Origin of the sequence: Streptomyces sp. NPDC101490 (genome assembly GCF_044767145.1) — a bacterium.
GTDB lineage: Bacteria > Actinomycetota > Actinomycetes > Streptomycetales > Streptomycetaceae > Streptomyces.
Genome location: NZ_JBIWNI010000001.1, coordinates 164,693 through 191,080, shown reverse-complemented (window position 1 = coordinate 191,080; position 26,388 = coordinate 164,693). Strand labels below are relative to the sequence as shown.

General features: G+C 75.3%; 22 protein-coding genes. 8 read left to right on the top strand and 14 right to left on the bottom strand.

Annotated elements, in window-relative coordinates:
- Window positions 1-20: 20 nt before the first annotated feature.
- Together ACIRQY_RS00795 and ACIRQY_RS00790 are read right to left on the bottom strand one after the other, a co-directional pair.
- Entirely contained in the window at window positions 21-2,162 is a 2,142-nt protein-coding gene (locus ACIRQY_RS00795) for a phage holin family protein (protein WP_403921225.1), read from the bottom strand.
- A 109-nt stretch (window positions 2,163-2,271) separates the two neighbouring features.
- Window positions 2,272-2,676 carry a recombinase family protein gene (locus tag ACIRQY_RS00790; RefSeq protein WP_351780163.1) on the bottom strand — a complete coding sequence of 135 codons (405 nt, stop codon included), beginning with the start codon at window positions 2,674-2,676 and terminating at the stop codon, window positions 2,272-2,274.
- Window positions 2,677-2,812: 136 nt separating this feature from the next.
- Between ACIRQY_RS00790 and ACIRQY_RS00785 the strand changes: the two genes are divergently transcribed.
- Both ACIRQY_RS00785 and ACIRQY_RS00780 read left to right on the top strand, forming a co-directional pair.
- Window positions 2,813-3,592, top strand: coding sequence for an MBL fold metallo-hydrolase (locus ACIRQY_RS00785; RefSeq protein ID WP_403921222.1), 780 nt, complete (start codon window positions 2,813-2,815; stop codon window positions 3,590-3,592).
- Window positions 3,589-4,284 carry a DedA family protein gene (locus tag ACIRQY_RS00780; protein WP_403921218.1) on the top strand — a complete coding sequence of 232 codons (696 nt, stop codon included), beginning with the start codon at window positions 3,589-3,591 and terminating at the stop codon, window positions 4,282-4,284. The genes ACIRQY_RS00785 and ACIRQY_RS00780 overlap by 4 nt, the downstream gene beginning before the upstream one ends.
- On the opposite strand, the gene ACIRQY_RS00775 is transcribed toward ACIRQY_RS00780, so the two are convergent.
- The 3 genes from ACIRQY_RS00775 to ACIRQY_RS00765 all read right to left on the bottom strand — a co-directional run bounded on the left by ACIRQY_RS00775 (window position 4,264) and on the right by ACIRQY_RS00765 (window position 8,476).
- Complete coding sequence (locus tag ACIRQY_RS00775) at window positions 4,264-5,298, bottom strand: MBL fold metallo-hydrolase (protein ID WP_403921215.1); 1,035 nt, start codon at window positions 5,296-5,298, stop codon at window positions 4,264-4,266. The genes ACIRQY_RS00780 and ACIRQY_RS00775 overlap by 21 nt on opposite strands.
- A gap of 514 nt (window positions 5,299-5,812) precedes the next feature.
- The gene (locus ACIRQY_RS00770; RefSeq protein ID WP_403921212.1) at window positions 5,813-7,045 is read right to left on the bottom strand and encodes an aminotransferase class I/II-fold pyridoxal phosphate-dependent enzyme; all 1,233 of its coding nucleotides are present in this window, start codon (window positions 7,043-7,045) and stop codon (window positions 5,813-5,815) included.
- Between the two features lie 195 nt (window positions 7,046-7,240).
- On the bottom strand, window positions 7,241-8,476 hold the full coding sequence (locus tag ACIRQY_RS00765) for a sulfite oxidase (RefSeq protein ID WP_403921209.1): 1,236 nt from the start codon (window positions 8,474-8,476) through the stop codon (window positions 7,241-7,243).
- Between the two features lie 312 nt (window positions 8,477-8,788).
- Here ACIRQY_RS00765 and ACIRQY_RS00760 point away from each other — a divergent pair, with 312 nt between their 5' ends.
- Both ACIRQY_RS00760 and ACIRQY_RS00755 read left to right on the top strand, forming a co-directional pair.
- Entirely contained in the window at window positions 8,789-9,337 is a 549-nt protein-coding gene (locus ACIRQY_RS00760) for a GNAT family N-acetyltransferase (protein ID WP_403922248.1), read from the top strand.
- A gap of 99 nt (window positions 9,338-9,436) precedes the next feature.
- A complete protein-coding gene (locus tag ACIRQY_RS00755) occupies window positions 9,437-10,261 on the top strand; it encodes a methyltransferase domain-containing protein (protein ID WP_403921206.1) in 825 nt (274 codons plus the stop codon).
- Window positions 10,262-10,472: 211 nt separating this feature from the next.
- Here the strand turns inward: ACIRQY_RS00755 and ACIRQY_RS00750 are convergent, their stop codons facing one another.
- On the bottom strand, window positions 10,473-12,509 hold the full coding sequence (locus ACIRQY_RS00750) for a DUF5107 domain-containing protein (protein WP_403921203.1): 2,037 nt from the start codon (window positions 12,507-12,509) through the stop codon (window positions 10,473-10,475).
- A 178-nt stretch (window positions 12,510-12,687) separates the two neighbouring features.
- On the opposite strand from ACIRQY_RS00750, the gene ACIRQY_RS00745 reads away from it, so the two are divergent.
- Complete coding sequence (locus ACIRQY_RS00745; protein WP_351780188.1) at window positions 12,688-13,020, top strand: DUF6204 family protein; 333 nt, start codon at window positions 12,688-12,690, stop codon at window positions 13,018-13,020.
- 272 nt (window positions 13,021-13,292) lie between these two features.
- On the opposite strand, the gene ACIRQY_RS00740 is transcribed toward ACIRQY_RS00745, so the two are convergent.
- From ACIRQY_RS00740 to ACIRQY_RS00730, 3 genes are all read right to left on the bottom strand, one after another.
- Window positions 13,293-13,856, bottom strand: a complete 564-nt coding sequence (locus ACIRQY_RS00740; protein WP_403921200.1) for a GNAT family N-acetyltransferase — start codon at window positions 13,854-13,856, stop codon at window positions 13,293-13,295.
- A 359-nt stretch (window positions 13,857-14,215) separates the two neighbouring features.
- Window positions 14,216-14,566, bottom strand: a complete 351-nt coding sequence (locus ACIRQY_RS00735) for a hypothetical protein (RefSeq protein ID WP_403921197.1) — start codon at window positions 14,564-14,566, stop codon at window positions 14,216-14,218.
- A complete protein-coding gene (locus tag ACIRQY_RS00730; protein ID WP_351780195.1) occupies window positions 14,563-14,814 on the bottom strand; it encodes a DUF1049 domain-containing protein in 252 nt (83 codons plus the stop codon). Before ACIRQY_RS00730 ends, ACIRQY_RS00735 begins: the two co-directional genes overlap by 4 nt.
- Window positions 14,815-15,003: 189 nt before the next feature.
- Between ACIRQY_RS00730 and ACIRQY_RS00725 the strand changes: the two genes are divergently transcribed.
- Window positions 15,004-15,921, top strand: coding sequence for a GntR family transcriptional regulator (locus ACIRQY_RS00725; RefSeq protein WP_403921193.1), 918 nt, complete (start codon window positions 15,004-15,006; stop codon window positions 15,919-15,921).
- A gap of 305 nt (window positions 15,922-16,226) precedes the next feature.
- Window positions 16,227-17,315: an adenosine deaminase gene (locus ACIRQY_RS00720; protein WP_403921191.1), complete on the top strand. Its 1,089-nt coding sequence runs from the start codon at window positions 16,227-16,229 to the stop codon at window positions 17,313-17,315.
- Window positions 17,316-17,763: 448 nt separating this feature from the next.
- Here ACIRQY_RS00720 and ACIRQY_RS00715 read toward each other — a convergent pair whose 3' ends face one another.
- From ACIRQY_RS00715 to ACIRQY_RS00695, 5 genes are all read right to left on the bottom strand, one after another.
- Window positions 17,764-18,735 (bottom strand): LD-carboxypeptidase, encoded by a 972-nt coding sequence (locus ACIRQY_RS00715; protein WP_403921188.1) that lies wholly within the window; start codon window positions 18,733-18,735, stop codon window positions 17,764-17,766.
- Window positions 18,732-20,735 (bottom strand): S9 family peptidase, encoded by a 2,004-nt coding sequence (locus tag ACIRQY_RS00710; protein WP_403921185.1) that lies wholly within the window; start codon window positions 20,733-20,735, stop codon window positions 18,732-18,734. Before ACIRQY_RS00710 ends, ACIRQY_RS00715 begins: the two co-directional genes overlap by 4 nt.
- A 176-nt stretch (window positions 20,736-20,911) precedes the next feature.
- Window positions 20,912-22,246, bottom strand: a complete 1,335-nt coding sequence (locus ACIRQY_RS00705) for a M20/M25/M40 family metallo-hydrolase (RefSeq protein ID WP_403921181.1) — start codon at window positions 22,244-22,246, stop codon at window positions 20,912-20,914.
- Window positions 22,239-23,072: a M55 family metallopeptidase gene (locus ACIRQY_RS00700; protein WP_351780209.1), complete on the bottom strand. Its 834-nt coding sequence runs from the start codon at window positions 23,070-23,072 to the stop codon at window positions 22,239-22,241. Before ACIRQY_RS00700 ends, ACIRQY_RS00705 begins: the two co-directional genes overlap by 8 nt.
- Before the next feature lie 96 nt (window positions 23,073-23,168).
- Complete coding sequence (locus ACIRQY_RS00695) at window positions 23,169-24,719, bottom strand: hypothetical protein (protein WP_403921178.1); 1,551 nt, start codon at window positions 24,717-24,719, stop codon at window positions 23,169-23,171.
- Window positions 24,720-25,143: 424 nt separating this feature from the next.
- On the opposite strand from ACIRQY_RS00695, the gene ACIRQY_RS00690 reads away from it, so the two are divergent.
- Window positions 25,144-26,358 (top strand): hypothetical protein, encoded by a 1,215-nt coding sequence (locus ACIRQY_RS00690; RefSeq protein WP_403921175.1) that lies wholly within the window; start codon window positions 25,144-25,146, stop codon window positions 26,356-26,358.
- Window positions 26,359-26,388 lie beyond the last annotated feature (30 nt).

Sequence of the window (26,388 nt, the reverse complement as noted above, 5' to 3'; positions counted from 1 at the left end):
GCGGCGAACAGGCATCCAAATCAGTGCTTTTTGTCCTGCGCGACCGGCCCCTCAACCGGAAGAAGTGATTCCGATCCGCCCGTGGACGGCGGATCCTCCACCGGCACCTGCGGGCCCTCGCACTCCCTCAGCCAGCGCCGCAGCACCCGGTGCACCTGCTCGGCACCGGCCAGCTCCTCCCCCGGACCCACCGGCGCCGACAGCTCCGGCGGCGACAGGAGGAACGGCCGCGTCTGCTCGCCGCCGAGCCCGCCGTGCGAACCGATCTGCTCCTCGAAGGCGTGCACCGCCCCCGTCACCGGGTCGTGCATCGAGTTCACCATCACGTCCGCGACGTGCGGGAAGCCGTCGGTCCGCCGCACCGCGTCCGCCGCGCCCGGCCCGAAGACGGCCAGCGGCCCGGTGTCGTCGAGCTCCGCGACCGGCACCTCCGTGCCGTCCCCCGCAAGCACCACCGAACCGTGCTCGGCGCTCGCCACCAGCACGAACCCGATGCCCGGATGGTGCGCGAGGGTCCGCAGCAGCGCCGGGTGGCGCAGCTCGATCTCCTCCCGGGTCATCCGGTGCGGCACGTCGGGGAAGGAGATCAGCCCGAGGTTCCCCGAGGCCAGGACCACCGGATCCGAGGGCCGGGCGGGCAGCTCCCGCGCCGACTCCCCGGTCTCGTCCACCGGCCGGTGGAGCGCGAGCCGCAGCGCGTCCCTGGCCGCGTCCCGTGCCTCCGAGCCGCTGCGGGTCCTGCGCACCCGGCGCGGCACCGGCAGCCCGCACCCGGCGCGCACCAGGTCCTTCAGCGTCAGCCCGTACGCCCCCTCGAAGGTCTCCCCCGGGCTCTGCCCGTGGTCGGAGAGGAGCACGATCCGGTACGGGCGCGGGGCGTGCTCGGCGACCGTGACGATCAGTCCGACCGAGCGGTCGAGACGGCGGAGCACCTGGTCGGTGTCCCGGCCGTGCGGACCCGAGTGGTGCGCCACCTCGTCGTAGGCCACCAGGTCGGCGTAGACGGCGGTCCGCCCCGCGAGCATGTCCCCCATCACGGCCGAGACCACCACGTCCCGTTCCAGGACCGTCGCGAAGGCGCGGACGAAGGGGTAGGTGCCGCCCCGCGAGACCCTCGGGGTGTCGCGGCGCAGCAGCGCCCGGGTCGACTGGACCGTCTCGCGCAGGTATTCGGTGACGAAGGATCCGGCCGTGCGGACGGCGTTCGCGGGGTCGGAGAAGTACGCGAAGTAGCCCGCGCGCGAACGGTTGCGGGGCCCGCGCCGCCCCGCCATCGACAGGACGAGCGCGAGCTGGTCGGCCCCGCCGCTGAAGAGGTTGCCCCGGGACGCCCCGTCGAAGGTGAGGAGCCCGCCGTCCCCGGTGCGGCGCACCGCGCGGCGCTGGAGCTCGACGGCGGAGGAGGGCCGGTTCGACACCATGAGGCGGCCGGTGTCCTTCTCGTACCAGCGGAAGGCGGGCACGTCCTCGTTGGAGCCGTGCAGGATGCCGAGCTGGCTGGCGCCGGTCTGGCTCGACCAGTCGGTGCGCCAGGGGGTGAGCCGGTGTCCGGCGTCGAGGAGCCCCGCGACGGTCGGCATCAGGCCGTCGGCGACGGCCCGGCGCAGGACGCGGTGGCCGACGCCGTCGAGCTGGAGGAAGACCGTGCCGGGAGCGTGCTCCGGCGCGTCCCCCGGCGCCCGGGGCCGGGTGCGGCCGGTCAGCCGGTAGAGGCGGCGGCGGTAGGCGTCGTCGTCCCGGACGGCGAGGGCGGTGGAGGTGGCGGAGGCCACGGCGGACATGACGGCGGCGACCACGACGGCCGTCTCGGGGTTGGCGGCGCCGCGCCCGTCGGGGATCAGCCAGAGCGCTACGAGCAGCAGCGAACCGTTCAGGAAGAAGACGAGGAGGCCGAGGACGAGCGCCGGGACGAGCAGCAGCGCCCGGACGAGCAGCGGCCACACCAGCGCGCCGAGGAGGCCGAAGGCACCGGCCGCCGCGGCGGCGGTGAGCGCCGTCCGGGTGAGGCTGTCGCCGTCGGCGGACTGGAGCTGGAAGTCCGGGAGGACCCCGGCGAGCACGAGCATCGTGAGCGTGGACACCGCCCAGACCACGACCACCCGTGCCAGCGCGCGGCCCGCGGCCCGCCAGCGCGCGGCGCCGCCCCATCGCCCGTCACCCACGCCGGCCTCGCCTTTCGCCCGTTACCTGCCCCAAGCGTGGCACAACGCCCACGGGCGACGGCGGAAAGAGAGCACGGGCGGGGCGTCTGGTGTGTCAGGTCGGACCCGGTCAGACGCCGTCGTACCCGGCCGTCGGCATGGAGAGCCGCCGGTGCACCCCGGCCTTCGCCGCCGCGTCGTAGGCCGGTTCGTCGGGCGAGACGGTCTCCACGCGCACGCCTCTGCGCTCGCACTCGGCACGGAATCCGGACACGGAGGTCACCGCGCGGGCGAGGACCCGCTCGCTGGCGGCGACGAAGAGGTCGACCGCCCCCGCCTCCACGTCCGCCCACAGCTCCGCGTGGTCGGGCCGGATGCCGTAGAACAGCAACCGGCGGGCGACCACGTACCCCTTGTCGTGCGCCCATCGGGCACACATCGCGTGCTGGGCGCGCGTGTCGACAAGGAAGGGCTCGCTGTCCAGTTCTTCGAGCGGGGTGAGACTGGCGATCGCCGCCACCCGAACGTCGTCCATGGCCCGACCCTACTGCGGTCCGGGACGGTCGAACATCCTCCGGCGCCCTCCCCGGACATTTACCCTCGTTACGGAGGTACGGAACGGCGCCGGACATCGTGAACGGCGGCCCGGCCCCCGGAGGACGGAGGGCGGCATGCCGGTGGAGGTCACCTGGTGGGGTCACGCGACCTGCACGGTCGAGGACTCCGGGGTCCGTTTCCTCACCGATCCGCTGTTCGCCCGGCGGCTCGCGCATCTGCGGCGGCGGCGCGGGGCCGCGCCCCCGCCCGAGGCGACCCGCGCCGAGGCCGTCCTCGTCTCGCACCTGCACGCCGACCACCTGCACCTGCCGTCGCTGGCCCGGCTCGCGCCCGGCACCCTGCTGATCGTGCCGCGCGGCGCCCCGGCCGCCGTGCCGGGACTGCGCAGGCTCGACGGGCACGGGCTGCGCCTCGCCGAGGTGGGGCCGGGCGACACCGTGACGGTGGAGGGGGTGACGGTACGGGCGGTGCCCGCGCGCCACGACGGACGGCGGCTGCCGGTGGGGCCGCACCGCGCTCCCGCGCTCGGATACGTCGTCGAGGGCGAGGCGCGGACGTACTTCGCCGGGGACACCGGGCTCTTCGACGGCATGGCCGAGGCGGTCGGACCGGTGGACGTGGCCCTGCTGCCGGTCGGCGGCTGGGGCCCGTACCTGGGGCACGGGCATCTGGACGCGGGCCGTGCCGCGCAGGCGCTGGCGGCGCTGTCCCCGGCGGCGGCGGTACCGGTGCACTACGGCACGTACTGGCCGATCGGCCTGGAGGGAGTGCGGCCGCACGAGTTCCACTCGCCGGGCGACGAGTTCGTCCGGCACGCGGCACGGCTCGCGCCCCGGGTGGCGGTCCATCTGCTCGGCCACGGCGAGCGGGTGCGGCCGGAGGTCGCCCGGTGATCGACGGATTCACCCGGATCGCGGCGGTCGTACGGGAGCTGCCGCCGGAGTCGACCGCGCAGGCGGTGGGGTACCCCTCGCTGTTCCTGCTGGTGGCGCTCGGCGCGCTGGTCCCGGTCGTGCCGACGGGCGCCCTGGTCAGTTCGGCGGCGGTGGTGGCCTTCCACCAGGGTTCACCGTTCTCCCTGCTCTTCGTCTTCCTCGTGTCCGCGGTCGCCGCCTGCCTCGGCGACACGGCCCTGTACTGGCTCGGACAGCGCGGGGTCCGCTCCCGCAACGGCTCGCGCTGGCTGGAGGCCCTGCGCGGCCGGGTGACGCCGGAGCGGCTCGCCCACGCGCGGGAGCGGCTGGAGACGCGTCAGGTGTCCGTCCTGGTCCTGTCCCGGCTCGTACCGGCCGGGCGCATCCCCGTCATGCTGGCCTGTCTGCTGTCGGAGATGCCGCTGCGGCGGTTCGTGCGCGGGGACGTGGCGGCGTGCCTGGCCTGGGCGGCGACGTACCAGCTGATCGGCGTCCTGGGCGGTTCGCTCTTCCCCGAGCCGTGGCAGGGGGTCGTCGCGGCGGTGGGTCTGACGCTGCTGATCAGCGCGGGGCCCGCGCTGTGGCGGCGGGTACGGGGGCCGAAGCGCGGGACGGACGGGGGCGCGGGCGGGGCGCCGGGGGCGGGGGCTTCAGGGGGCGAGCACGCGTGAGCCGCCGACCGGCAGGTCCCACAGGTCCTCGCGGGGCAGCCCGGCCCTGTCCCAGGCGGCCCTGACCCGGGCGAGTGGTTCGAGGACGGGCTCGCACGACAGCACGAAGGTGGCCCAGTGCATCGGGGCCATCCGGCGGGCGCCCAGGTCCTGATGGGCGCGGACCGCCTCCTCGGGGTCGGTGTGGACGTCGCTGAGCCACCAGCGGGGGTCGTAGGCGCCGATCGGGAGCAGTGCCAGCTCGATGCCGGGGTAGCGGCCGCCGATCTCGGCGAACCAGTGGCCGTAGCCGGTGTCCCCGGCGAAGTGGACCCGGCGGCCGGCCGCGTCGGTGAGCACCCAGCCGCCCCACAGCGAGCGGCAGGTGTCCAGGAGGGTGCGCTTGGACCAGTGGTGGGCGGGGACGAAGTCGAAGCGGACGCCGTCGAGTTCGGCCGCCTCCCACCAGTCGAGTTCGGTGACCCGGGTGAACCGGCGGCGGACGAACCAGCGGCCGAGCCCGGCGGGGACGAACAGCGGGGTGTCGCGGGGCAGCCGTTTCAGGGTCGGGGCGTCGAGGTGGTCGAAGTGGTTGTGGCTGATGACCACGGCGTCGACGGGCGGCAGGTCCTCCCAGCGGACGCCGACCGGGGTGAGCCGGGCGGGGGTGCCGAAGATGCGGCGGGACCAGACGGGGTCGGTGAGGACGGTGAGGCCGCCGACGCGCAGCACCCAGCTCGCGTGGCCCGCCCAGGTGACGGCGAGGGTGTCGGGCCCGGCGAGCGGCAGCGGGCCCGGTTCGAAGGGGAGCAGGGGGATGTCCCTGAGTGCTTCGGCGCGGGGCCGCACGGATCCCTCCCTGGCCAGCCGGGCGAGGGCCCGGACACCGGGGAGGGGGGCGGTGAGCCGGTCGGCGAAGCTGCGGGGCCAGTCCGCCCGGAGCCGCCCCAGGGGCTGGAGCCCGGCCCCGACGTCCGGGCCGGGGTGGTGCGGGGTCCGGGGGGCCCGCGCGGGGTCGGCCGTGCGTTCGGTCATCTGCGGGCTCCGTTCCGCGCGGGGTGGAGGGGGCTAGGGCGTGTTTCGAAAGGAGCGTCGTCTGCCCGGAGGGCAGGCCTGGCGGCGTCCGGTGCGTGCGATCGCAAGGCGGAGGGTCGCCCCGATACTGGATGTATCGGGGTGATCCCGACAACGCGGCGAGCGTGCGTGCCGGGCGTCGCCAGGCAGGCGGGACTTTCGAAACACGCCCTGGTGCTCGGGGGTGCGACCACCGGGCGTACGGGGCCGCTCGTCGCCTGGGGTACGGGCCGGGCCCGTACGGGCGGCGGGCGGGGCGGGGCCGGGAGTACGGGTCCCGGCCGGGCGCCGGGCGTACGGCCGTGCGGGCGGCCGGGGCCGGGGCCTGGGAGGGTGGCGGACGGGGCGGGCGCCGGGGCCGTAGTGGCGGCCCTGGCCCGGGCGGGGACGGTGAGGGCGGTGGTTCCAGCCGTCGGGGCGACGCCGGACGTACGGGTCCGGCGGCGGACCGAGGGCGGGGTGTCCGTGGGGCGGGTCATCCGAGTTCCTCCAGGGCCGCGCCGAACTCCGCCAGTCTCCGGGCGACGTGCGGGAGGCTCACCGGGTCGTCCGCCGTGAGCGTCCCGGAGCGCTCCTCCGCCGTCGCCCCCAGGAACATGCCGGTGCCGAACCGGACGCGCAGGGCGCCGAGTTCGTCGCCGAGGCGCTGGCCGCCGGTGGCGGGGGCGCCCAGCCGGGCGGTGAGGTGGTCCTCCAGTTCCAGGGAGTCGGTGACGCCCCGGTCCGCGAGCCCGGCGCGCAGCGGCCCGAGGTCGGCGTAGAGGTGACGCCCGGCCCTCGGGGGCCGGGCGAGGGCGCCCGCCGCGAGGACCGCGCGGTGCGCCGCGGCGGCGAGGCTCCCGTGGACCGTGGCGGCGCGGCCGGCCCGTACGGTGACGTCCTCGGGCTCGTCGAGGGCGTGCGCGGCGGCGGGGGCCACCGGCCCGGGGACGACGGCTCCGAGGACGGTGAGGACGTCCAGGACGCGGGCCCTGTGGTCGCTCCAGCGGTCGGCGCGGGCCTGGCCCACGGGCGGGAAGCGGGCGACGCCGCAGGGCCAGGCGGCGGGGGTGAGCGCGCCCGCGAGGTCGGCGAGGACGGTGACCTCGCCGGGGCACATCTCGGCCGGGCTGAGGAACACGTCGTCCCCGGGGTGGTGGAGGGTGTCGCGCCAGGTCTCGTCGCTGATGACGTGGAGGCCCTCGGCGACGGCGGCCTCGCACGCCTCGCGGACGATCTCGGGCGGTGCGACGGTGCCGGTGGGGTCGTCGGCGACGGAGAGCAGCAGGACGCGCGGCGTACCGCCCTCCGCCCGGACCCGCCGGACGGTCTCCAGGAGGGCGTACGGATCGGGGACGCCACCGCACTCGGCGGGTGTCGGCACGTGGTAGGCGGGGCGGCCCAGGAGGCGGGCCTGCGGGGTCCACCAGGCGGGACAGGGCCGGGGCAGCAGTACGTCGCCGCCGTGCGCGGCGAGCAGGGCGAGCAGCAGGGCGGGGGCGCCGGGGGCGGCCACCACGTCCTCGGGGTGGGTGCGCAGGCCCCGGCGCCACCAGTAGCCGGAGGCGGCCTCACGCAGGACGGGTCCGCCGCCGGGGGGCTCGGGGGCGGTGCGGTCCGCGGCGGCGGCGAGGAGACCGGCGAGTCCCGGCAGGACGGGCAGTCCGCTGTCGGGGCCGGGAGGGCCGTGGCGCACCGGGCCGCGACCGTCCGGAGCCGTCTCCCTCATGTCCCGTACCTCCTGGGCGCACCGGGGCGCCGGGACGGCACCCCCATGCCCTTTATACGAAGGTTCTCCTGTTCTCGCCGTTCCTGGGGGCGTATCGGGCGACGGGCGGGCGGCGCCCGGAGGAACGGCCCGGGGCGCGGTCCGGGCCGGTCAGGCGGGTCAGGCGGGTCAGGCGGGTCAGGCGGGTCAGGCGGGTCAGGCGACGGTGACCGGGTGCCGTACGACCGCGTTGAAGAGGTACCCCTGGGTGTTGTGGACGGCCCGCTCGGGCTGGGTGTTGCCCGCGGTGTCGGTGGTGCGGGAGAGCAGGGTGACGGGCCCGGTGCGGTGCGGGCGCCAGGGGGCCGACCAGCGGACCCAGCCGCCGCGCCGGGGGGTGTCGAGGAGCCGGGCGGGCCGCCAGCGGGCGCCGCCGTCGGTGGAGACCTCGACGGACCGGACGGGCGCCAGCGCGGACCAGGCGCGGCCGGTGAGCCGGTGCGGTCGACCGGCCTCCAGGGTGGCTCCGAAGGGCAGTTGGAAGGCGGACTTGAGGGTCTGGCGGCCGATGGGCTCGCTGCCGCCCTCCGGATGGGCGGGGCCGAACAGCCGGTACCAGTCGGTGGACCAGGGCGAGGTCAGCGGGCGGGTGGACACCTCGATGTCACCCAGCCACTTGATCGAGGCGATGCCGACCCAGGAGGGCACGACGAGCCGGACGGGGTACCCGTGGTCGTACGGCAGGGGCTCGCCGTTCATCTCGTACGCGAGGATCACGTCGTCGAAGGCCTTGGCGACCGGCAGCGGGCGGCGGACCCGTCCGTAGTCGATGCCGCCGGAGACGTACGGGGCGTCCAGGCCGCGCGGCTGGAGGGCGACGGCGTCGCGGGCGATCCCGGCCCGGTGGAGCACGTCGGAGAGACGGACACCGCGCCAGCGGGCGGCCCCGACGGCGCCGAGGGTCCAGGAGGTACCGGTGACCGGCTCGCCCTGCTGGCTCGTGTAGAGGCTGCGGCCGTTCCCGGCGCACTCGATCAGGGCCGTACGGGTGACGGAGGGCAGGTCGCGGAGCTGCCCGTAGGTGAAGTGGACCGGGTCCCGGCCGTGCAGTCCGTCGCCCCAGAGGGTGAGGCGCCAGTCGGCGGCGTCCAGGACCGGGGTGGTGGTGTGGTTGCGGACGAAGAAGCGGTCGTGGGGAGTGAGGAACCCGGTGTCGCCGAAGGCGTCGAACCGCGCCTCGGCGTTGGTGCCCCGGACGGTGAAGTGCTCGTCCGGGAGCGCTTTGACGATGCCGGGGACGGTGGGACCCGGCACGGTGGGGCCGGGGGTGGCGGTCGTGCCGGACGCGGCGCGGGCGGGAGCCGTGGCGAGCCCGCCGAGCGCGGAGGCCGCCGGACCGGCCGCGAGCAGGGTGAGCAGGGTGCGGCGGGCGGGCACGGGCGGGTGCGGCACGGGACTCCTCGGCACGGGAAGCGACGGCCCGCCGGGCGGCGGCGCGGCCCGATCCTAGGGGCGCGGGGGCGCCCGGGACGGTCTGTTCACGCGGCTGTCACACGCGGGTCCGGCAGACCGGGACGGAGGGGACGGACGGGGCCCGCCCGACCCCCGACCCCGTCCCCGGTCGCGGCCTCGCGGAATCCCGGAGACTTGTCGGCCCGCGCGGGTCGACAATGCGGCATGACGAGACCGGCACAGGCGCCTGCCCCCGGGGACGCGGACCCGCCCGCGCCTTCACCCGCACCTTCACCCGCACCCGTGGACACGATGGACGTACGGGCGCGATCGTCCGTCCCGGCGGTGGTCCGCGAGGCGCTTCCCGGGGACGCGGCGGGCGTGGCCGCCGTGCACGTCCTGTCCTGGCGGGCCGCCTACCGCGAACTGCTCCCCGGCCCGTACCTGGCCTCCCTGGACGTGGACGAGCGGACCGCCCTGTGGCGGGCCCGCCTCACGGCCCCGGACCGGCCCCGGGTCCTGGTCGCGAGCGGCGCGGGAGGGCGGACGGTCGCCTTCAGCTGTTTCCGGGCCTGGCGGGGCGAGGGCTTCGCACCCGGGAGCACGGCCGAACTCGCGGCGCTGTACGCCCTGCCGGAGGTGTGGGGCACGGGTGTCGGCCGCGCGCTGCTCGGGGCGTCGACTCGAGCACTGGCACGGGAGGGGTACCGCACGGCGGCGCTGTGGGTCCTGGCGGGCAACGCGCGTGCGCGCCGGTTCTACGAGGCGGCGGGGTGGCGGCCCGACGGGGTGACCGTCCGGGAGGAGACGGGCGGTGTGCTGCTCGACGAACTCCGCTACCTGAAGGCACTGTCCGAGTGAGCCAGCCTCACCAGTGTCCATATCTCAAGACGCATATCTCACAATACGACATGCGCGCGTACGGTGACGGCACGCACCCACACCGAGGGAGTCGCTTCCATGACGCATGCCTCCGCCCGCGAGACCGCCGTCTACACCCACGGCCACCACGAGTCGGTCCTGCGCTCGCACACCTGGCGGACCGCCGCCAACTCCGCCGCCTATCTGCTGCCCGAGCTGCGCGCGGGGCTCGACGTCCTGGACGTGGGCTGCGGCCCCGGCACCATCACCGCCGACCTGGCGGCGCTGGTCGCGCCCGGCCGGGTGACGGCCGTGGACGCGGCCGGGGACGTCCTGGCGAAGGCCCGTGGCGTGGCGGAGGAACGCGGCCTGAGGAACGTCGAGTTCACGGTCGCCGACGTCCACGCGCTGGACTTCCCCGACGACTCGTTCGACGTGGTCCACGCCCACCAGGTGCTCCAGCACGTCGGCGACCCGGTGCGGGCGCTGCGCGAGATGCGCCGGGTCTGCCGTCCCGGTGGTGTCGTCGCGGCCCGCGACAGCGACTACGGGGCCTTCGCCTGGTATCCCGAGCCGCCCGCCCTCGACGACTGGCGGGACCTGTACCGGCGCGTCGCCCGCGCCAACGGCGGCGAACCGGACGCGGGACGGCGCCTGTTCTCCTGGGCGCGGGAGGCCGGTTTCACCGATGTCACGACGACGGCCGCGACCTGGTGCTTCGCCACGCCCGAGGAGCGCTCCTGGTGGAGCGGCCTGTGGGCGGACCGTACGACGGGCTCGGTCTACGCGGACCTGGCGGTCTCCGGCGGCCACACGACGGCCGGCGCGCTGGAGTCGATCGCGGACGCCTGGCGGGAGTGGGGCACCCGGGAGGACGCCTGGTTCCTGGTCCCGCACGGGGAGGTCCTGTGCCGGGTGCCGTGAGGAGGGCGGGGGCGGCGGCCGGACCCCGGCGCCGGGGGCGGCGGGAAGGTCTCGCGGAGACAGGCGCCGCCGGCCCCCCGGCGAATCGGGGCCCCCGTGCCGGGAGCGCGGATGCCCGCACCGGTACTCCCGCGTCGCCCCGGCCGTCCCCGCCCCGTCGCCCGCACCACCTTTCCTTCCGGCGCGGCCACCACCCCCGCACCCGCCTCGATCAGATCGGCCGCATCCTGAACTCGTAGGCGTGCGGCAGGGGTTCGTCGGTGAGCCGGGCCCACACCTCACCGATGGCCTCGGCCCCCTCGCGCAGGTCGGCGACCTCGAAGCCCGCGTCGAAGACCGCGCGGGCCTGCTCCGCGCGGCCCTCGGCGAGCAGGAGACGCGCTTCGAGGAACCGCAGGGCCCCGGCGCACCGGGCGCGTTCGGGCAGCCGCTCCCAGAGGGACCGGGCCCGGTCCACCGCGCCGACGGCCAGCAGGGCCTCCACCGCCTCCCGGCCGAGCGCGGCGGCGAGCCGCTCACCGTCCGCGTACTCCCCGGACTCCCCGGACTCCCCCGCCTCCGCCGACTCCGCCGCTGCCCCGTCCGAACCCCCGGAGGCTGCCGTCCTGGTGGCGTCCAGGTCCGCGTAGGCCTCCTCGAAGCGCTCGGCCGCCCGCTCGCGGTGCCCGTCCTCCTCGTCGGCGACGGCCAGGCAGCGGAGCAGCGGCCAGCGCGCACCGGCCTCCTTCAGGCCCCGTTCCCAGCTCCGTACCGCCTGGGCCCGGTCGTCGGCGTGCCACTGGGCGATCCCGAGGTGGTACTCGGTGGCGGGGTCGGCCGGGGCGGTCTCCAGCATGTCCCGCCAGGGCGCGGCGACGAGCGGCGCGCCCGGGGCGGCGCCCGGCAGCGGGGACGGCAGGACTCCGGTGCGGAGCAGCTCGCGCCAGGGGTGCTGGTCCGGCCCGAGGGTCGATTCGGGGAACGGCGTGCCGGGCAACGCGTATTCCCCGCGCAGGACTTCGAGGGCTCCCCAGCCCGAACCTGCGGCGAGGACCTCGTCCGGCTCGGTGTCGGCGGCACCCTCCCGCCAGGCGGTGTACGCGGCCTCGACCGCGGCTCTCGGCAGCGCCCCGGCCAGCCGGTCCTCCACCTCGGCGCGGGCGGCGGTCCAGTCGTCGCCGAGTGCGGTGGCGGGGTCGGCGGCGAGCGGGCCGTACGCCTCCAGCCAGCTGAACTCCTCGCCGCCCGGGAGTTCCAGGTGTTCCAGCTGGGTGCGGGCCAGACCGGCCTGGATCTCCGCGTATCCGGGCGTGCCGGGTTCCGTCAGCCACTCCTGCCAGCGCCGCCCGCCGCGCTCGGTCCCCCAGACGAAGAGCTTGCGGCCGCGCAGCGCGTCCGTGGAGGTCTGGACGAGTCCGGTGCCGTCCGCGTCGAGGGCGGCGATCCAGCGGCGCCGTTCCTCCGGCAGGTCGTAGAACCAGTCGGCGGCGTGGTGGCTGCGCGTCGGGTGGGAGCGGTCGGTGCCGTCCTCGGTGACCGGCACGGGTACGGCCCGCAGTCCGCGCTCGTAGCCGTGGTGCCAGGCGGTCGTGGCGGGGGCCAGGACGCGGCGGTCCTCGGGCACGGCGGTGTTCGACCACCAGTAGACGGGTGCGGTGCGCTCGTGGGGGTTGCGGACCCGGACTCCGGCGTACAGGAAGCCGGAGTCCTCCGGGAGCCACAGGTCCACCTGGAACGGCAGGTCACGCAGGCGTTCCCACTCCCAGAGGCGGAGCATCGGCCCGCCGTCGGGCGCGCGCACGACGGCCGCGTGGAGGGGCGAGCAGGACAGGGTGGTGTGGCCGGTGGCGCCGATGTTCCACTCGACTCCGCCAGAGAACCAGGCCCCGTTGAGCGCGAAGGCCGCGGGCTGGAACACCGGGTTGCGGTAGAGGAGTTCGCGGCCCGTGGGCTTGTGGTGGAGGGAGTACAGGCGCCCGCCGAGTCCGGGCAGGACGGTCGCTCTGAGGTGGTCGTTCTCGATCACGATCGTGTCGATGTCCGTGGGGGTGCGGTCGCGGCCGTAGCCGTCGCGCACGGGGGTGGGCAGCAGGCTCCGCAGGGGCGCCCGCCCTATGCCCCGGGCCATGTCGCGCGGGAGTTCCGCGAGGGTTCCCGCGTCGACCGCGTGGGCCCCGGCTCCGGCGGGGGCCCGCAGTGCGGGAAGGGGGTTGTCCGGGCCCAACGGGGCCGCGGGCAGCGTCAGCACGGCACGTCGTACGGTCGTCATTGACCCATGGAACACGTCGGAGCCCGTCCTGACCAGGGGCTCTCGACATCGGGCTTCGGCAAGGCCGGGAGCGCGGGGGCGTCCGGAAATTCCGGGCGGGCCGGGCGCGGCCCGTCGTACGGTGGACGGTCGGCCGGCCGCCCCGAGGCCGGGCACCAGGGCACAGGGAGTACGAGGAATGGGCACGCAGCACACCTACCGGGTCATCGTGCGCGGCACCTTCGACGGTCTGTCGGAGGAGAGCCGCGTCCGGCTGCTCGCCGAGTCCGAGCGGCACGGGCTGACCGCGATGCGGTTCACGGAGGAGGGCTCGCTGGCCTACGACCGGACGCTGAAGCACTTCTCGTACCGTCTGGTCGTGGTCTCCGACGCGGAGGACGGCGACGAGATGGCGGGCGCGCTCGCGGAGGACCGCGTGGAGACCGCGCTGAAGGAGCTGGGCCACGGGTACAAGGGGCTGCGCTCGACCGTGACCGACCTCGACACGATGAAGATCAACCGCAAGCGCTGAGGGCGCGGGGCGGGGTCGTCGTGGAGGTGTGTTCGCCCGCGTTCCGCGAGGGGGCGTTCACGCGGTTCCTCAGGGCGCGTTCGCCGGAGTCCTGGGCGGAGGGGCGCTGGTCCTGCGCGGAGGGGCGCTGGTCCTGTGCGGAGGGGTGCTCGCGCCGGGGTCCCCTTCCGGGAGTCGCTGCCGTCGGGGTTCGACGCCGAGGGGCACGCGGGGGGCTCCTTGGCCCGCGCCGGGGTCCCGTGCCGATGACGCGCTCTCGGGCAGGGCTTCCGTCAGGCCGGTGGCCCGGCCGGGTCCTCCGGGGCGGTGATCGCCCAGCGTTCGTGGTCGCGCCAGGACCCGTCGATGAACAGCATCGCCGGGGAGAACCCTTCGAGGCGGAAGCCCGCGCGGCGGACGAGCGCGCGTGACGCGGTGTTGCCCGGCTGGATGTTCGCTTCGAGGCGGTGCAGGTCCAGGGTCCCAAAGGCGTACCCGAGGAACAGTCCGAGGGCCTCGGTGAACAGTCCGCGCCCGGCGGCGTGCGCGAAGGCGCCGTAACCGAGGGCGCCGCTGCGGAAGGCGCCCCGGACGATGTTGTTGACGTTCAGGAACCCCGCGATGCCGTCGTCCGCGTCCCGCTCGCACACCAGGAACCCGGCGCGCGCCGGGTCCTCGACGAGGGCGCTCGCGTACGGGACGTACGCCTCTGCCGTGCACGGCGGGAACAGCCACGGGCGGTGCAGCTCCCGGCTCTCCCGGGCGCGGGCGGTGAACTCCGCCGCGTCCGCCGGGGTGAACTCCCGCAGCCCCACGCGGGGCCCCGCGACGAGGAACCGGCCAGGATCATCGGACATGGGGCCAGGGTAGGGGTACGGGCACGGAGCGGCTCGCGGGCGGGGTGGGGGAACGATGGAGCGCGGGGCCCGGAACGCGGGGCTCCGTGGCGGGCGGGAGCAGTACGCGGCAGAGGGCGCGGTCCGTGGCGGGCGGGGCGGGACTGGTAACGGTGCCGACCACCGGGGAGCCTGAGCGGTTCGGTGGCCGAAGCTGAAGCGGGCCGTCGCCACTACTGCCGGGCCAGGTCTTCGATTGGTCCGGGCCGGACAGGGTCACGGACCGGTCTGGGCCGGGCCGCCGACCGGTCTGGGCCGGGCCGGGCCTCCGACCGGACGACCTCGTCCCGAGGCGTACGGACGCCGGGCACCGGGCCCCCTCAGCGGCGGGCGGTCCGTACCCGGGCCGGGCAGGTCTCCCCCTTGCGTACGACTCCGATCATCACCGTGGTCCGCCGGTCCAGAATCGTTCCGGCCGCCGGGTACTGCGTGCACACCCGCCAGTTCGGCGGCCAGAGCACCCGCCGGTCCCGCCCGCTCACGTCGTGGACGTCGAGCCGGGTACGGCGGTCGAGGCGGGTGAAGACCCGCCACAGGCCCCGCCCGAGGAAGTCCGGCACCGGCCTCTCCCCGGCCTCCTCCCAGGACGCGGCGGTCTCCTCCGCCGAACTGACGGCGACGGCCGCCAGCGCGAGGACCGCCCCCGCGCCCACGACGGCCCGCCGTCTCACTTGCGCCTCCGGGCCGCGAAGTAGTAGCCGCAGGCCGCGCCCAGCAGCGCGGCCAGCAGCAGGGCTCCGTACAGCGGCATCGTGACCTCGGGGATGAGCAGCCGGATCTTCACCTCCCGGGTGTTCTCGAAGATGAAGACGAGGGTGAGGATCGCGACGACGATCATCACGATCCGGCCCGGGGTGAAGGACTCGGCGAACCTGGACCTGCCCCCGCCCGATGTCCGTGACGTCTCCTTGGGACTCATGTCCGGCCCTCTCCTCCGTCGTGCCGTCGGTCGTACCCGGCCACAGCCGTGGGACCAGAATGGGCCGGACGGCGCCTCACCGTGATGGTGAACAGGGCCGTACGGGTGACTTGTCAGACAACGCGGGCCGACTACGGTGGTGCCCGGCACCGGCGGAACGAGGGCCGGCGACGATTGCGAGGAGCGGCTGTGGCGGTCAGTGGACACCGGCGGCGCCCGGTGGTGGCCCTCTACGAGCGGATCGCGGACGCCGTCCACGACGGCACCTACCCGCCGGGCTCGACACTCCCCTCCGAGCCGAAGCTCGCCGCCGAGCTGGGCGTGAGCCGCCCGGCACTGCGCGAGGCCCTGCTGCTGCTCCAGGAGGACGGCCTGCTGAGCGTCCGGCGCGGGGTGGGCCGCACGGTCAACGACCGGCCGCCCCGGCGCGGCTTCGAGCAGATCCAGCCCCTGGAGGAGCTGATCGGGGCGGGGACGCCGCTGCGCGTACGGGCCCTGCTGCGGACGATCGAGGAGCCCACGGACTTCACCACCCAGCACCTGCTCGCCCCCGCCGGGGCCGAGCTGCGGTTCTGGGAGTCGCTGCTGACCGGGGAGGGCACGGCAGCGGCCCTGAGCCACGAATGGGCGGCCCCCGACGAACTGCTCGACCAGGTGCACCCGGAGTTCGCACGCGCCCTGCGGGCGGCGGAGGCGGGCGCGGGCGGCGGACGGACCGACGGCGGACCGGACGGCGGCGGGACGCCGGGGGACGCGCGCGCCGGTACGGGTGGCGGTACGGGCTCCGGCGCGGGGCGCGGTCTCGGCACGGCGAGCGGCGGCAGGACCGGAGCCGGTACGGCGGACGGCCGGACCACCAGGCACCGACCTGCGGTCTCGATGCTGTCCGTGCTGCTCGGAGCCTCGCGCGAGACGGCGCTCGGCGCGCACAGCGGGATCACCGCGACGCTGCTGGGGCGGCGGCGCGGGGAGCAGTTGCGGCGCCCGGCGGACACGCCCGCCGTGCTCGTGACCCAGATCGTCCGGGTCGGCGACACCCCGGTGATGGCCGCGAAGCACATGCTGCCGACGGGCGCCCCGACGCTGCCGGTCCTCCAGTCCCACTGACCACGAGGCCCGGGAAGGCCGGGCCCCGCAGGACGGGAAGGCAGACCTCCGAGCACGGGCACGCCGGAGCGAGCGCCTTCGCGCGAGCCGGTCCGGGATCACGGGCCCGAGGCCCGAGGCCCGAGGTCCGAGGCCAGAGGCCCGAGGCCCAGAAGGAAGTCGGCCCCGCCCGCCGCAACACACAGGCCCAGCCCTGCGGAACGCACCCGCCCGGCCCCTTCCTCGCCCCGGTCCCAGCCATCTCCCCATCCGCTCACCCAGGGGGCCTCAGCGTGTCCGGGTCCCGTGGCGTACACTTCCCGGCCATGCACTTGTCTGACAACCCTGCCACGCCCGCTGCCACCGCCGTCGCCGAGTGGATCCGCCGGGCCCCCAAGGCCGTCCTCCACGATCACCTCGACGGCGGGCTGCGCCCCGCGACCATCGTCGAGCTGGCCCGGGAGTGCGGCTACACCGCGCTGCCGACCGAGGACCCGGCCGCGCTCGCCGTCTGGTTCCGGGACGCCGCCGACTCCGGTTCGCTGGAGCGCTACCTGGAGACCTTCGCCCACACCTGCGCGGTCATGCAGACCCGCGAGGCGCTCACACGCATCGCGGCCGAGTCCGCCGAGGACCTGGCGGCGGACGGCGTCGTCTACGCCGAGATCCGCTACGCCCCCGAGCAGCACCTCGAAGCGGGCCTCACCCTGGACGAGGTCGTCGAGGCGGTCAACGACGGTTTCCGCGAGGGCGAGCGCCGCGCCGGGCAGCGGATCACCGTCCGCACCCTGCTCACCGGGATGCGCCACACGGACCGGTCCCTGGAGATAGCCCGGCTCACCGTCGCGCACCGCGACAACGGCGTGGCCGGGTTCGACATCGCGGGCGGCGAGATCGGCAACCCGCCCGCCCGGCACCTCCCCGCGTTCCAGCACCTGAAGCGCGAGAACTGCCACTTCACGATCCACGCGGGCGAGGCCGTCGGCGCGGAGTCGATCCAGGAGGCCGTGCAGGTCTGCGGCACGGAGCGGATCGGCCACGGCGTGCGGATCACCGACGACATCGCCGAGGACGGCACCCTGGGCCGCCTGGCCTCGTACGTCCGTGACAACCGCATCGCCCTGGAGGTGTGCCCGACGTCGAACCTCCAGACGGGCGCGGCCAAGGACTACGCCTCCCACCCGATCGACGAGCTGCGCCGACTCGGCTTCCGGATCACGCTCAACACGGACAACCGGCTCGTCTCCGGCACCACCATGAGCGAGGAGTTCCAGCACATGGTGGACGCCTTCGGGTACGGCCCCGAGGTCTTCGAGGAGTTCACGGTCGCCGCCCTCGACGCCGCGTTCCTGCCGCTCCCGGAGCGCCGCCGCATCATCGACGAGATCGTGCGCCCGGCGTACGCGGTGCTGTAACCCGCGCGCCGGGCCACCGGGCCGGTATCGGGCCTGGACGGAGCCGGGAGCCAGGCCCAGCAGCCGGGGTCGTGGCAGGGTCCCCGGCCGGGGCACAGCACCGGAAACCCGGCGTCCGTCCGGCCCGATCCCGGTGCGGCCCGATGAGACCCGGGGAGGCCCGGTGCGGTCGCCTCCCGGGCAGGTCCGGGACCGGCCGCCATCCGGCCGGTGTCGGGTTCGAGCCGGACTCGGACCCGACACCACCCTGACTCGGCCCGACCCGGTCCAGCCCGATCCCAGTGCGACCCGGCTCGGTCCGACCCAGTCCAAGCCGGTCCGCCCCAGTCCGCCCCAGTCCGGCTCGGTCCGGCTCGGTCCGGCTCGGTCCGGCTCGGTCCGGCTCGGTCCGGCTCGAGGCTCGGCCCAAGTCCGCCCGCACCCGCCCCCGCGCAAGGCCCGGTCCGGCTCAGCTCAGGGCCGGTACGTCGAGGGTGAGCGTCCCCTCCTCCGCGTCGAGCACTCCCGGCACCCCGAGGGGCACGGTCAGGGCCGTCTCGCCGTGGCCGAAGCCCATCTCCTCCACGACCGGCACCCCGAGCGCGCCGAGCCGGTCGGCGAGCACCGCCCGTACCTCCTCGTACGGGCCGCACTCGGCCCAGGAGCCCAGGCCGATGCCCGCGACCCCGTCGAGCCAGCCGGAGCGCAGCAGCTGGGTGAGAACGCGGTCGAGCCGGTACGGCTCCTCCCCCACGTCCTCCAGAAACAGCAGCCCGCCGCGCGCCGAGGCCCGGCCGTGCGGGGTGCCCAGGTCGGACGCGAGGAGGCTGACGCAGCCGCCGAGCGTCACGCCCCGGGCCCGGCCCGGTGCCAGGGCCCGCGCGGTGTCCAGCCCGAGGGTCCGTACCGTCTCGGGCTCGAACAGGGTGGCCCGCAGCGACTCCCGGGTGCGCGGGTCGGTGAGGAAGGTACCGGCGGCGACCATCGGGCCGTGCAGGGTGACCTGCCCGGTGCGGACGGCGAAGGCCTCGTGCAGGGCGGTGACGTCGCTGTAGCCGACGAAGACCTTGGGCCCGGCGGCCCGGACCGCCCGCCAGTCGACGAGGTCCACCATGCGCTGGGCCCCGTATCCGCCGCGCGCGCAGATCACCGCCTCCACCGAGGGGTCGCACCAGGCCTCGGTCAGGTCGCGGGCCCGGTCCCGGTCGGAACCCGCCAGGTGTCCGAGGACGGGGTGGACGTCCAGGACGTGCGGGGCGACCACCGGTTCCAGGTCCCAGCCGCGCAGGATGTCGAGTCCCGCACGCAGCCGTTCCTCGGAGACGGGCCCGCTCGGGGCGACGACCGCCACGCGCGACCCGGACCGCAGCCTCGACGGCCGGACCAAGGGCCCGGCACCCGCACCCGCACCCGCACCGACCTCGGTGTCCGGCGGCGTCACGTCCGGTACTCCAGCTCGGGCACGTCGTCCCTCTCGACACCGAAGGTCCTCACGTACAGGGACAGTTCGGCCTCCAGCGCGCGGACCATGGTGTCCGCCCCCCGGAAGCCGTGGCCCTCGCCCTCGAAGGAGAGGTAGGCGTGCGGCACGCCCCGGCCCGCCGCGCGGGCGAGGAAGCGCTCGGCCTGCGCGGGCGGACAGATGACGTCGGCCAGGCCCTGGAGCAGCAGGAACGGCACGGTGATCCGGTCGACGTGCTCGATCGGGGAGCGCTCCTTGTAGCGCGCGGGCATCTCGTCGAGCGGCCCGACCAGCCCTTCGAGGTAGCGGGATTCAAAGTCGTGGGTCTCGCCGGTGGCCCAGGCCCGCAGGTCGAGGACGGGGTAGACGATCGTGCCGCAGGCGTACACGTCGGTGGTGGCGAGCGAGGCGGCGGTCGTGAAGCCGCCCGCGCTGCCGCCGCGCACGGCGAGCCGGTCCGGGTCGGCGGTGCCCTCGGCGGCGAGGGCGGTGGCGACGGCGGCGCAGTCCTCGACGTCCACGACGCCCCACTGCTCGCGGAGCCGCTCCCGGTACTCCCTGCCGTATCCGGTGGAGCCGCCGTAGTCGACGACGGCGACGCCGATGCCCCGGGAGGTGAAGTAGGTGACCTCCAGGTCGAGGACGAGCGGGGCGTGGCCGGTGGGTCCGCCGTGTGCCCGGATCACATAGGGCGGCAGTTCGCCCTCGGGTCCGGTGAAGCCGGGGTGGTGGGGCGGGTGGACGTGGGCGTGGATCTCCCGCCCGCCGGGGCCGGGGAAGGTGCGGAGCCGGGGTGCGGTGTAGTGGGCGGGATCGACGGCGTCGGTGTGCCGGGCGCCGACCACCCGGGCACGGCCGGTGCGGGTGTCGAGTTCGACGATCTCGTAGGAGGTGCGCGGCCCGGCGGCGACGCCGACCACCCGGGTGCCGTGCGCGGTGAGCGTCGGCGCCCAGTCGGTCCAGGGGCCCGCCGCGTCGGCGAGGGTGCCCCGCTCGGGGTCGAGGATGCCGAGCGCGGTGGTGCCCTTGCCGTGGACGACCGCGATCAGGCCGTTCTCCAGGGGGGTGAACCAGGTGAGTCCGGTCCGCCACAGCGCCCCGCCGAACTCCTCCGCGCGGGGACAGAGGGCGGTCTGTCCGTCGAGCCCGCCGTCCGCGCCGACGTCCGCCCGGTAGAGGTTCCACCAGCCGGTGCGGTCGCTGACGAGGAGCAGTCGGCCGGCCGTGTCCCAGCCGACCTGCGGGATCGACTCGGCGGTCCCGCCCGCGACGGTCCTGGCGTCCCGGAAGGTCCCGTCGGGTCCGACCTCGGCGAGCAGGACCTCGGTGCCGTCCCAGGGCATCCGGGGGTGGTCCCAGGCGATCCAGGCGGCCCGGCGGCCGTCCGGCGAGAGCCGGGGCCCGGTCACGAACCGGTGCCGCCCGTCGGACAGTTCCCGCACGGCCGCCCGGTCCTCGGCGGCCGAGCCGTCGAGCGGGACGGCGACGAGCACCCGGCGCACATCGGCCGGCGCGGGGCCCGTGTACTCCTCCAGGACGCACCACACCTCGCCCCGGTCCTGGTGGATCACCGGGTCCGCCCAGCGCAGCCCCTCACCGACCGGGGAGACCGGCGTCAGCGGCCGGGGCGCGCCGCCGGGAGCGGCGTCGGGCTCGTGGACGTACAGCCGCTGGTCGGGGAGGTGACAGAAGACGACGAGCGGTCCGCCGACGGGCCGGTCGGCCGCCGCCCAGGGCAGACCCCCGTACTCGAGGACCCGGCTGCGCACGTTCCACGGGGCGGGCAGCACGCTCTCCTCGGTGCCGTCGGCGCGCCGTCGCACGAGGGCGCGGCGGCCCTCCTCGGTGGGGCGGGGCTCGGTCCACCACAGTTCGTCGCCGACGGCCCCGAGATGGTCGGGACGTCCGTCGTGCGCGGCGGTCAGCCCGGCGTCGACGGGCGACGGCCAGGTCCCGTAGGCGGCGGTGGTCGTGGTCATGCGGTCTCCCCCTGTCGGATTCTCTGTGCGGGCGGTCACGGCCCTGGGGCGGGTTTCGAAAGGAGCGCCGTCTGCCCGGAGGGCGGGCCTGGCGGCGTCCGGTGCGTGCGATCCCGGCAACGCGGCGACCGTGCGTGCCAGGCATCGCCAGGCAGGTGTGCCTTCCGAAACCCGCCCTAGGCGGACCTGAGGTAGTGGTCGAGGACCCGTACGCCAAAGTGCAGGGCGTCCACGGGGACGCGTTCGTCGACGCCGTGGAAGAGGGCCCCGTAGTCCAGGTCGGGGGGCAGCCGGAGCGGCGAGAAGCCGTAGCCGGTGATGCCGAGCCGGGAGAACTGCTTGGCGTCGGTGCCGCCGGACATGGTGAACGGCAGGACGTGCCCGGCGGGGTCGAAGCGCTCGACGGCGGCGCGGAGCTTCGCGAAGGTCGGCGAGTCGACGGGGGCTTCGAGGGCGATCTCGCGGTGGTGGAACTCCCACTGGACGTGCGGTCCGGTGAGCAGGTCCATGGTGGCGGCGAACTCCTCGTCGGTGCCCGGCAGCGTCCGCCCGTCGACGTACGCGACGGCCTGTCCGGGGATGACGTTCACCTTGTACCCGGCGGAGAGCATCGTCGGGTTGGCGCTGTTGCGGACGGTCGGCTCGACGAGGGCGGCGGCCGGGCCGAGCTTGTCGAGGAGCAGGTCCACATCGAGGTCGGGGGCCCCGGTGTCCACCTCGATGCCGTACAGCCCGGCGAGTTCGGTGAGGGCGGCGCGGACCGTGGTGGTGAGGCGGACCGGCCAGGTGTGCGCGCCGATCCGGGCGACGGCCTCGGCGAGCCGGGTGACGGCGTTGGCCGTGTTCACCTTCGAGCCGTGTCCCGCCCTGCCGTGGGCGGTCAGCTTGAGCCAGGCGGTGCCCCGCTCCCCCGCCGCGATCGGGTAGAGGGTGGTGCCCGGCTGGGGGTGGAAGCTGTACGCGCCGGATTCGCTGATGCCCTCGGTGCAGCCCTCGAAGAGGTGGGCGTGCCGGTCGGCGAGGAACCCGGAACCGTCCTCGGCACTGGCCTCCTCGTCGGCGGTGTAGGCGAGGACGATGTCCCGGCGCGGCCGGACGCCCTGGCGCGCCCAGGAGCGGACGACGGCCAGGACCATCGCGTCCATGTTCTTCATGTCGACGGCGCCGCGGCCCCAGACGACTCCGTCGCGGACCTCCCCGGAGAAGGGGTGGACGGTCCATTCGGCGGGGTCGGCGGGGACCACGTCGAGGTGGCCGTGGACGAGGAGCGCGTCGGCCGAGGGGTCGGTGCCGGGGATGCGGGCCACGACGTTGGCGCGGCCCGGGGTGCGTTCCAGGAGCACCGGTTCGATTCCGGCGGCGGCGAGCCGCTCGGCGACGTACTCGGCCGCCGGCCGTTCCCGGCAGTCGCCGCCGCCCCGGTTGGTGGTGTCGACGCGGATCAGCTCGGAGGTGAAGGTGACCACCTCGTCGAGCGCCGTCGTGTCCGGTCCCCGGACCTCCTCAGCCATACTGCTCCTCCACCGCGGCCGAGACGATGGTCGTGACCGCCTTGAACGTGCGAATTGCCTCGTACATCGTCCCGCTGGTGTACGAGACACGGCGCTCGCCGCTCCGGGCCACGCCGGGAACCACCGTGGCGGCGGCACCCAGGTGCTCGGCGTCGAACTCCAGCTCCATGGTGAAGGGGCCGCCGACGACCGGTTCGTGGCGCGCGGCGAGCGCCGTCCCGGTCCTGGCGGCGGCCCGGATGTCGGCGGCGGTCCTGGCCGGGGTCCGGCAGACCGCCGCGTACCGCGAGACGTAGTCCTTGACGGCGACCTTGGGGGCCTCCGGGGCGTATCCGAGGGCGTCCTCACAGGTGAGGTCGTCGCCGGTGACGAGGACGACGGGGACCCCGTACTCCGCGACCACGTGCGCGTTGAGCAGGCCCTCGCTCGCGCGCTCGCCGTTGAGCCAGACGCCGGTGAGGGAGTTGGCGAGGTAGGTGTGGGCGAGGACGCCCTCGGCGCCCGCCCCGGTGTGGTAGCCGACGAACGCGATGCCGTCGACGTCCCCGTGCTGCACGCCCTCGACCATGGACAGCGACTTGTGCCGTCCGGTGAGCATCTCGGCGCGCCCGTCGAGCTGCTCCAGGAGCAGGTTCCGCATGGTCCAGTGGGCTTCGTTGACGAGGACCTCGTCGGCGCCCCCGTCGAAGAAGCCGAGCACCGCCGCGTTCACATCGGAGGTGAACATGGTGCGGCACCGCTCCCACTGGGGCGTGCCGGGCAGCACGTCGGCGGGCCAGGTCACACCGGTCGCGCCCTCCATGTCGGCGCTGATGAGGATCTTCATGTCTGGCACCGTACGCGCCGCCCGGCGGCCCCACCACCCCTGTGGATAACCATCGTTGGAGTGGACCTCTGGCGCTCACCGGGACGGCGGTACAGATCACTCCCCCGGTTCCGGATGCCGCCTGGGATCCTTCTCGGCCAGGCGGCGCAAGGCCTCCGCCGCGCGGTCCCGAGGCGGGCGGCCGTCGTCCGGAAGGTGCCGGAGGAACTCCCGGGGCGCGGCCTCCGCGTCGGGTGTGCCGTCCGGGCGGAGCGGCGGTCCGAGGAAGGTGATCACGGTGACGTCCGGCCGGTGGAAGTCGGTGGAGATCCATCCCCGGCGCAGCCCCCACCGGGCGAGGATCCCGGGCCGTTCCCGCAGCCCCTCCGCGATCAGCCAGGCGGTGCGGCGGGCGGGCCACGCCCAGCCGAGGTCCCGCTCGGCGCGGCTGACCTCACGGTCGTACGCGTCGGCGTCGAAGCGGTACGCGGGCGCGTGGGGAAGTCCCGGCGGGGCGCCCGGCCGCCGCCAGCCGTCCCAGACGACGTGGGGGCCGTCCCTGCGGACGGTGACGTAGAGCGCTCCGCAGCAGCCCTCGGTGCAGATCGCCTCGGCGAGCCGCACTTCCGTGGGCTCGGGTCCGGCGCGCAGGGCGCCGTTCAGGAGCACCGTCTCGGGCGGTTCTCCCACTCCCGACCCGAAGACCGAGGGCACGAGGGGACGTCCGTCGACGAGCAGCCGGGTCTCGACTCCGGTCGGCTCCCCGAGGTCGCCGACGGCCACCTCGATCCGCAGCCGGGAGGTGGGGGGAACACCGGCCGCACCCGCGCGACGGCCTCCGGCCTCCACCGCCGTGGTCACGGCGGCGAGGTGACGGGCCGTGCGGTGGACCCACTCGGCGCGCCGCCGGTCCGCCGAGGCTGCCGGGTCCGAGAGGTTCTCCGGTTCCCCGACGGCCGCCAGGAGGGCGGTGAGCACGGCCCTGCGGCGGCCCGGCGGCCAGGGCAGGAGCCGGGCGTCCCCGCTGTCCAGTTCCTGGACGAGGGTGACGAGCCGGGCCCGGTGTCCGAGGAGCGGCGGCAGCTCGCGGGCGCGGTCGGCCACCGTCTCGTACAGGGCGACGGCCTCGTCGTACGCACGGATCTCGGCCTCCGGTCCCTCGCTCATGCGAGCGAGGAGACCGAACGCGGGGACGAGGAGCCCGGGTCCGTCCCGCAGGAGCGCGGTCAGGCCCACGGCTTCGGCGATGTACCGGGCCTGCCGTCGGCCGAGGTCCCGTGGTGTGGTGGACAGACCGGTGAGCAGGGCCCGCGCGGTCCGCTCGTCGCCCCGGACGAGGGCGTCCACGAGCGGCCTGAGGACGTCACTCCGCTCGCGCACGAGCCAGGCCACTGCGGCGGCCTTCCGGTCCAACGGGGCGAGGGCCCTGGCGGCCCGGTCGCCGAGCCCTTCGAGGAGGCCGAGGGCGCGCAGGTACGGCACGTCCTCGGGTTCCCCGAGCGGGACGAGGAGACCGAGCCCGGCGGCGACGGCGGTGACAGTGGTGCCGGTACGGGTCAGGGCACGGGCGAGCGCGCGGGCCCGGTCGCGGGCTTCTTCGGGGAGGCGGCAGGGCGGCGACAGCCGCGTACACGTGCCGGTCTCGGATTCCGGCGGCGCTGAGCTCACGTTCCAGCGCCAGGGCGGCCCTGACGGGGTCGGCGTCCGCGAGGGCGGACCGTACGAGGGTGGTGACGGCCGGCCAGGCCTCCCGCGCGCGGGCCGGGGGCTCCGTCTCGCGGCGGGCGGGCGCCTCGGGGAAGGGGCAGGCCGCCCGGGGGCAGGGGTGCGTCGGGAGCGGCGGCCCGCAGGGCGAGGACATGGGCGTACAGGGAGGTGGCGAGCGTCTCGCGCTCGTCGGGGGCGCTCATCGCGCGGGGTGGGACTCGATTCCGTAGGTCATGACCGCATCTTGCGGGACGGCCGTCCGGAGCGCAAAACGATATTCCGGCGACCCGATGCCCGAATGTCCAGAATCGGGCGAATCATCGCCAAGAGGTGCGTATAGGCTGTCGGCCGCAGTTCTCCCAACCGACCTTCCGGAGTGCCCTCGGTGACCATCGCCCCCGCCCCGTCCGACACCTCCACCTCCCCCGTCGTCCCCGCGCCCGCCACCGCCGAGCCTCCCGTGGTGGAGGCGCCGGTGGAGCCGGGAGGCTTCTGGGTGCAGCAGCCGGACGCGGCCACGGAGACCGGGACGGTGGCGGTGGCTCCCGCCGTCGAGCCCGACACCATGGCCGAATCCGACGAGGAGGAGGCTCCGGCGGCGGCCGACGTGGACCCCGTCGTCGTCAGGGACGCCCACGACTTCGGCGTGTACGCGCGCACGGGCGGCTGGGCCTTCGCCCTCAAGGTGGCGCGCAGCGTCCGGCCCGGCGGCCAGCCCGCCGAGGGCACGGCCCGGGCGAAGGTCTCCGCGAAGGCGTTCGCGGAGCTGGCGGGCTGCTCGCCGGAGCGGGTGATGCGCCACTACCGGGCCTGGGACATGGCGGCGGACGACGGCCTGGTCCCGCAGTTCGAGGTGCTGGTCCCGGGCGAGGACATCGACCTGCCGGACGCGGACGTCTGGCTCAAGTACTACGCCTCCCGCAACAGCGCCTCCTCGGTGCGCGGCCAGGCGATCAGCGCGGCGGCGGAGGCGGAGGGCATCCGGCCGACGAAGGCGCTGGAGGTCGCGGAGAACCCGACGGCCCTGCGGGCGGCGATCCTGGCGGACCCTGGGACGGCGGAGGCGGCGCGCGGGGCGCTGCTCGACCGGATGAAGGAGGACCCGGCGCTCCAGACGGAGATGGCCAGGGCGTTCGCCCGGACCGACGACCTGAAGAAGGCGGTGGCGAGCGAGGCGAAGGCGGCGGACCGGATCGGTTACGTCCGCCAGATCGTGGAGAACGGCCAGATCAGGACGCCCGCAGGCCAGACCGTGGCGGCGCCGCCGGAACTGCGCGCCGAGGCGGAACGGCACCTGTCGCTCCTCGACGAGCTGGACGACTCGGAGGAGACGGGCGAGTGGGCCGGCGAGGCCTACGACACGGTGAAGGGCCTGGTCGCCAAGGCGGTGGAGGAGGACCCGGCGCTGCGGGTCCAGGAACGGCGCACGAAGTTCTACAACAGCCTGCAGAAGGCGACGAAGGTCTTCGAGGAACTGACCCTGGACGAGGTCCTGGAGGAAGAGATCTACGAAGCCGACATGCTCCAGCGCCTGGAGGCACTCCAGGAGGCGATCGGGTCGTGCATCAGCACGCTGCGGAGGGCGTCGGGCGGGGCTTGATATAGATCAAGGCCTTCACCGGAGGGAACC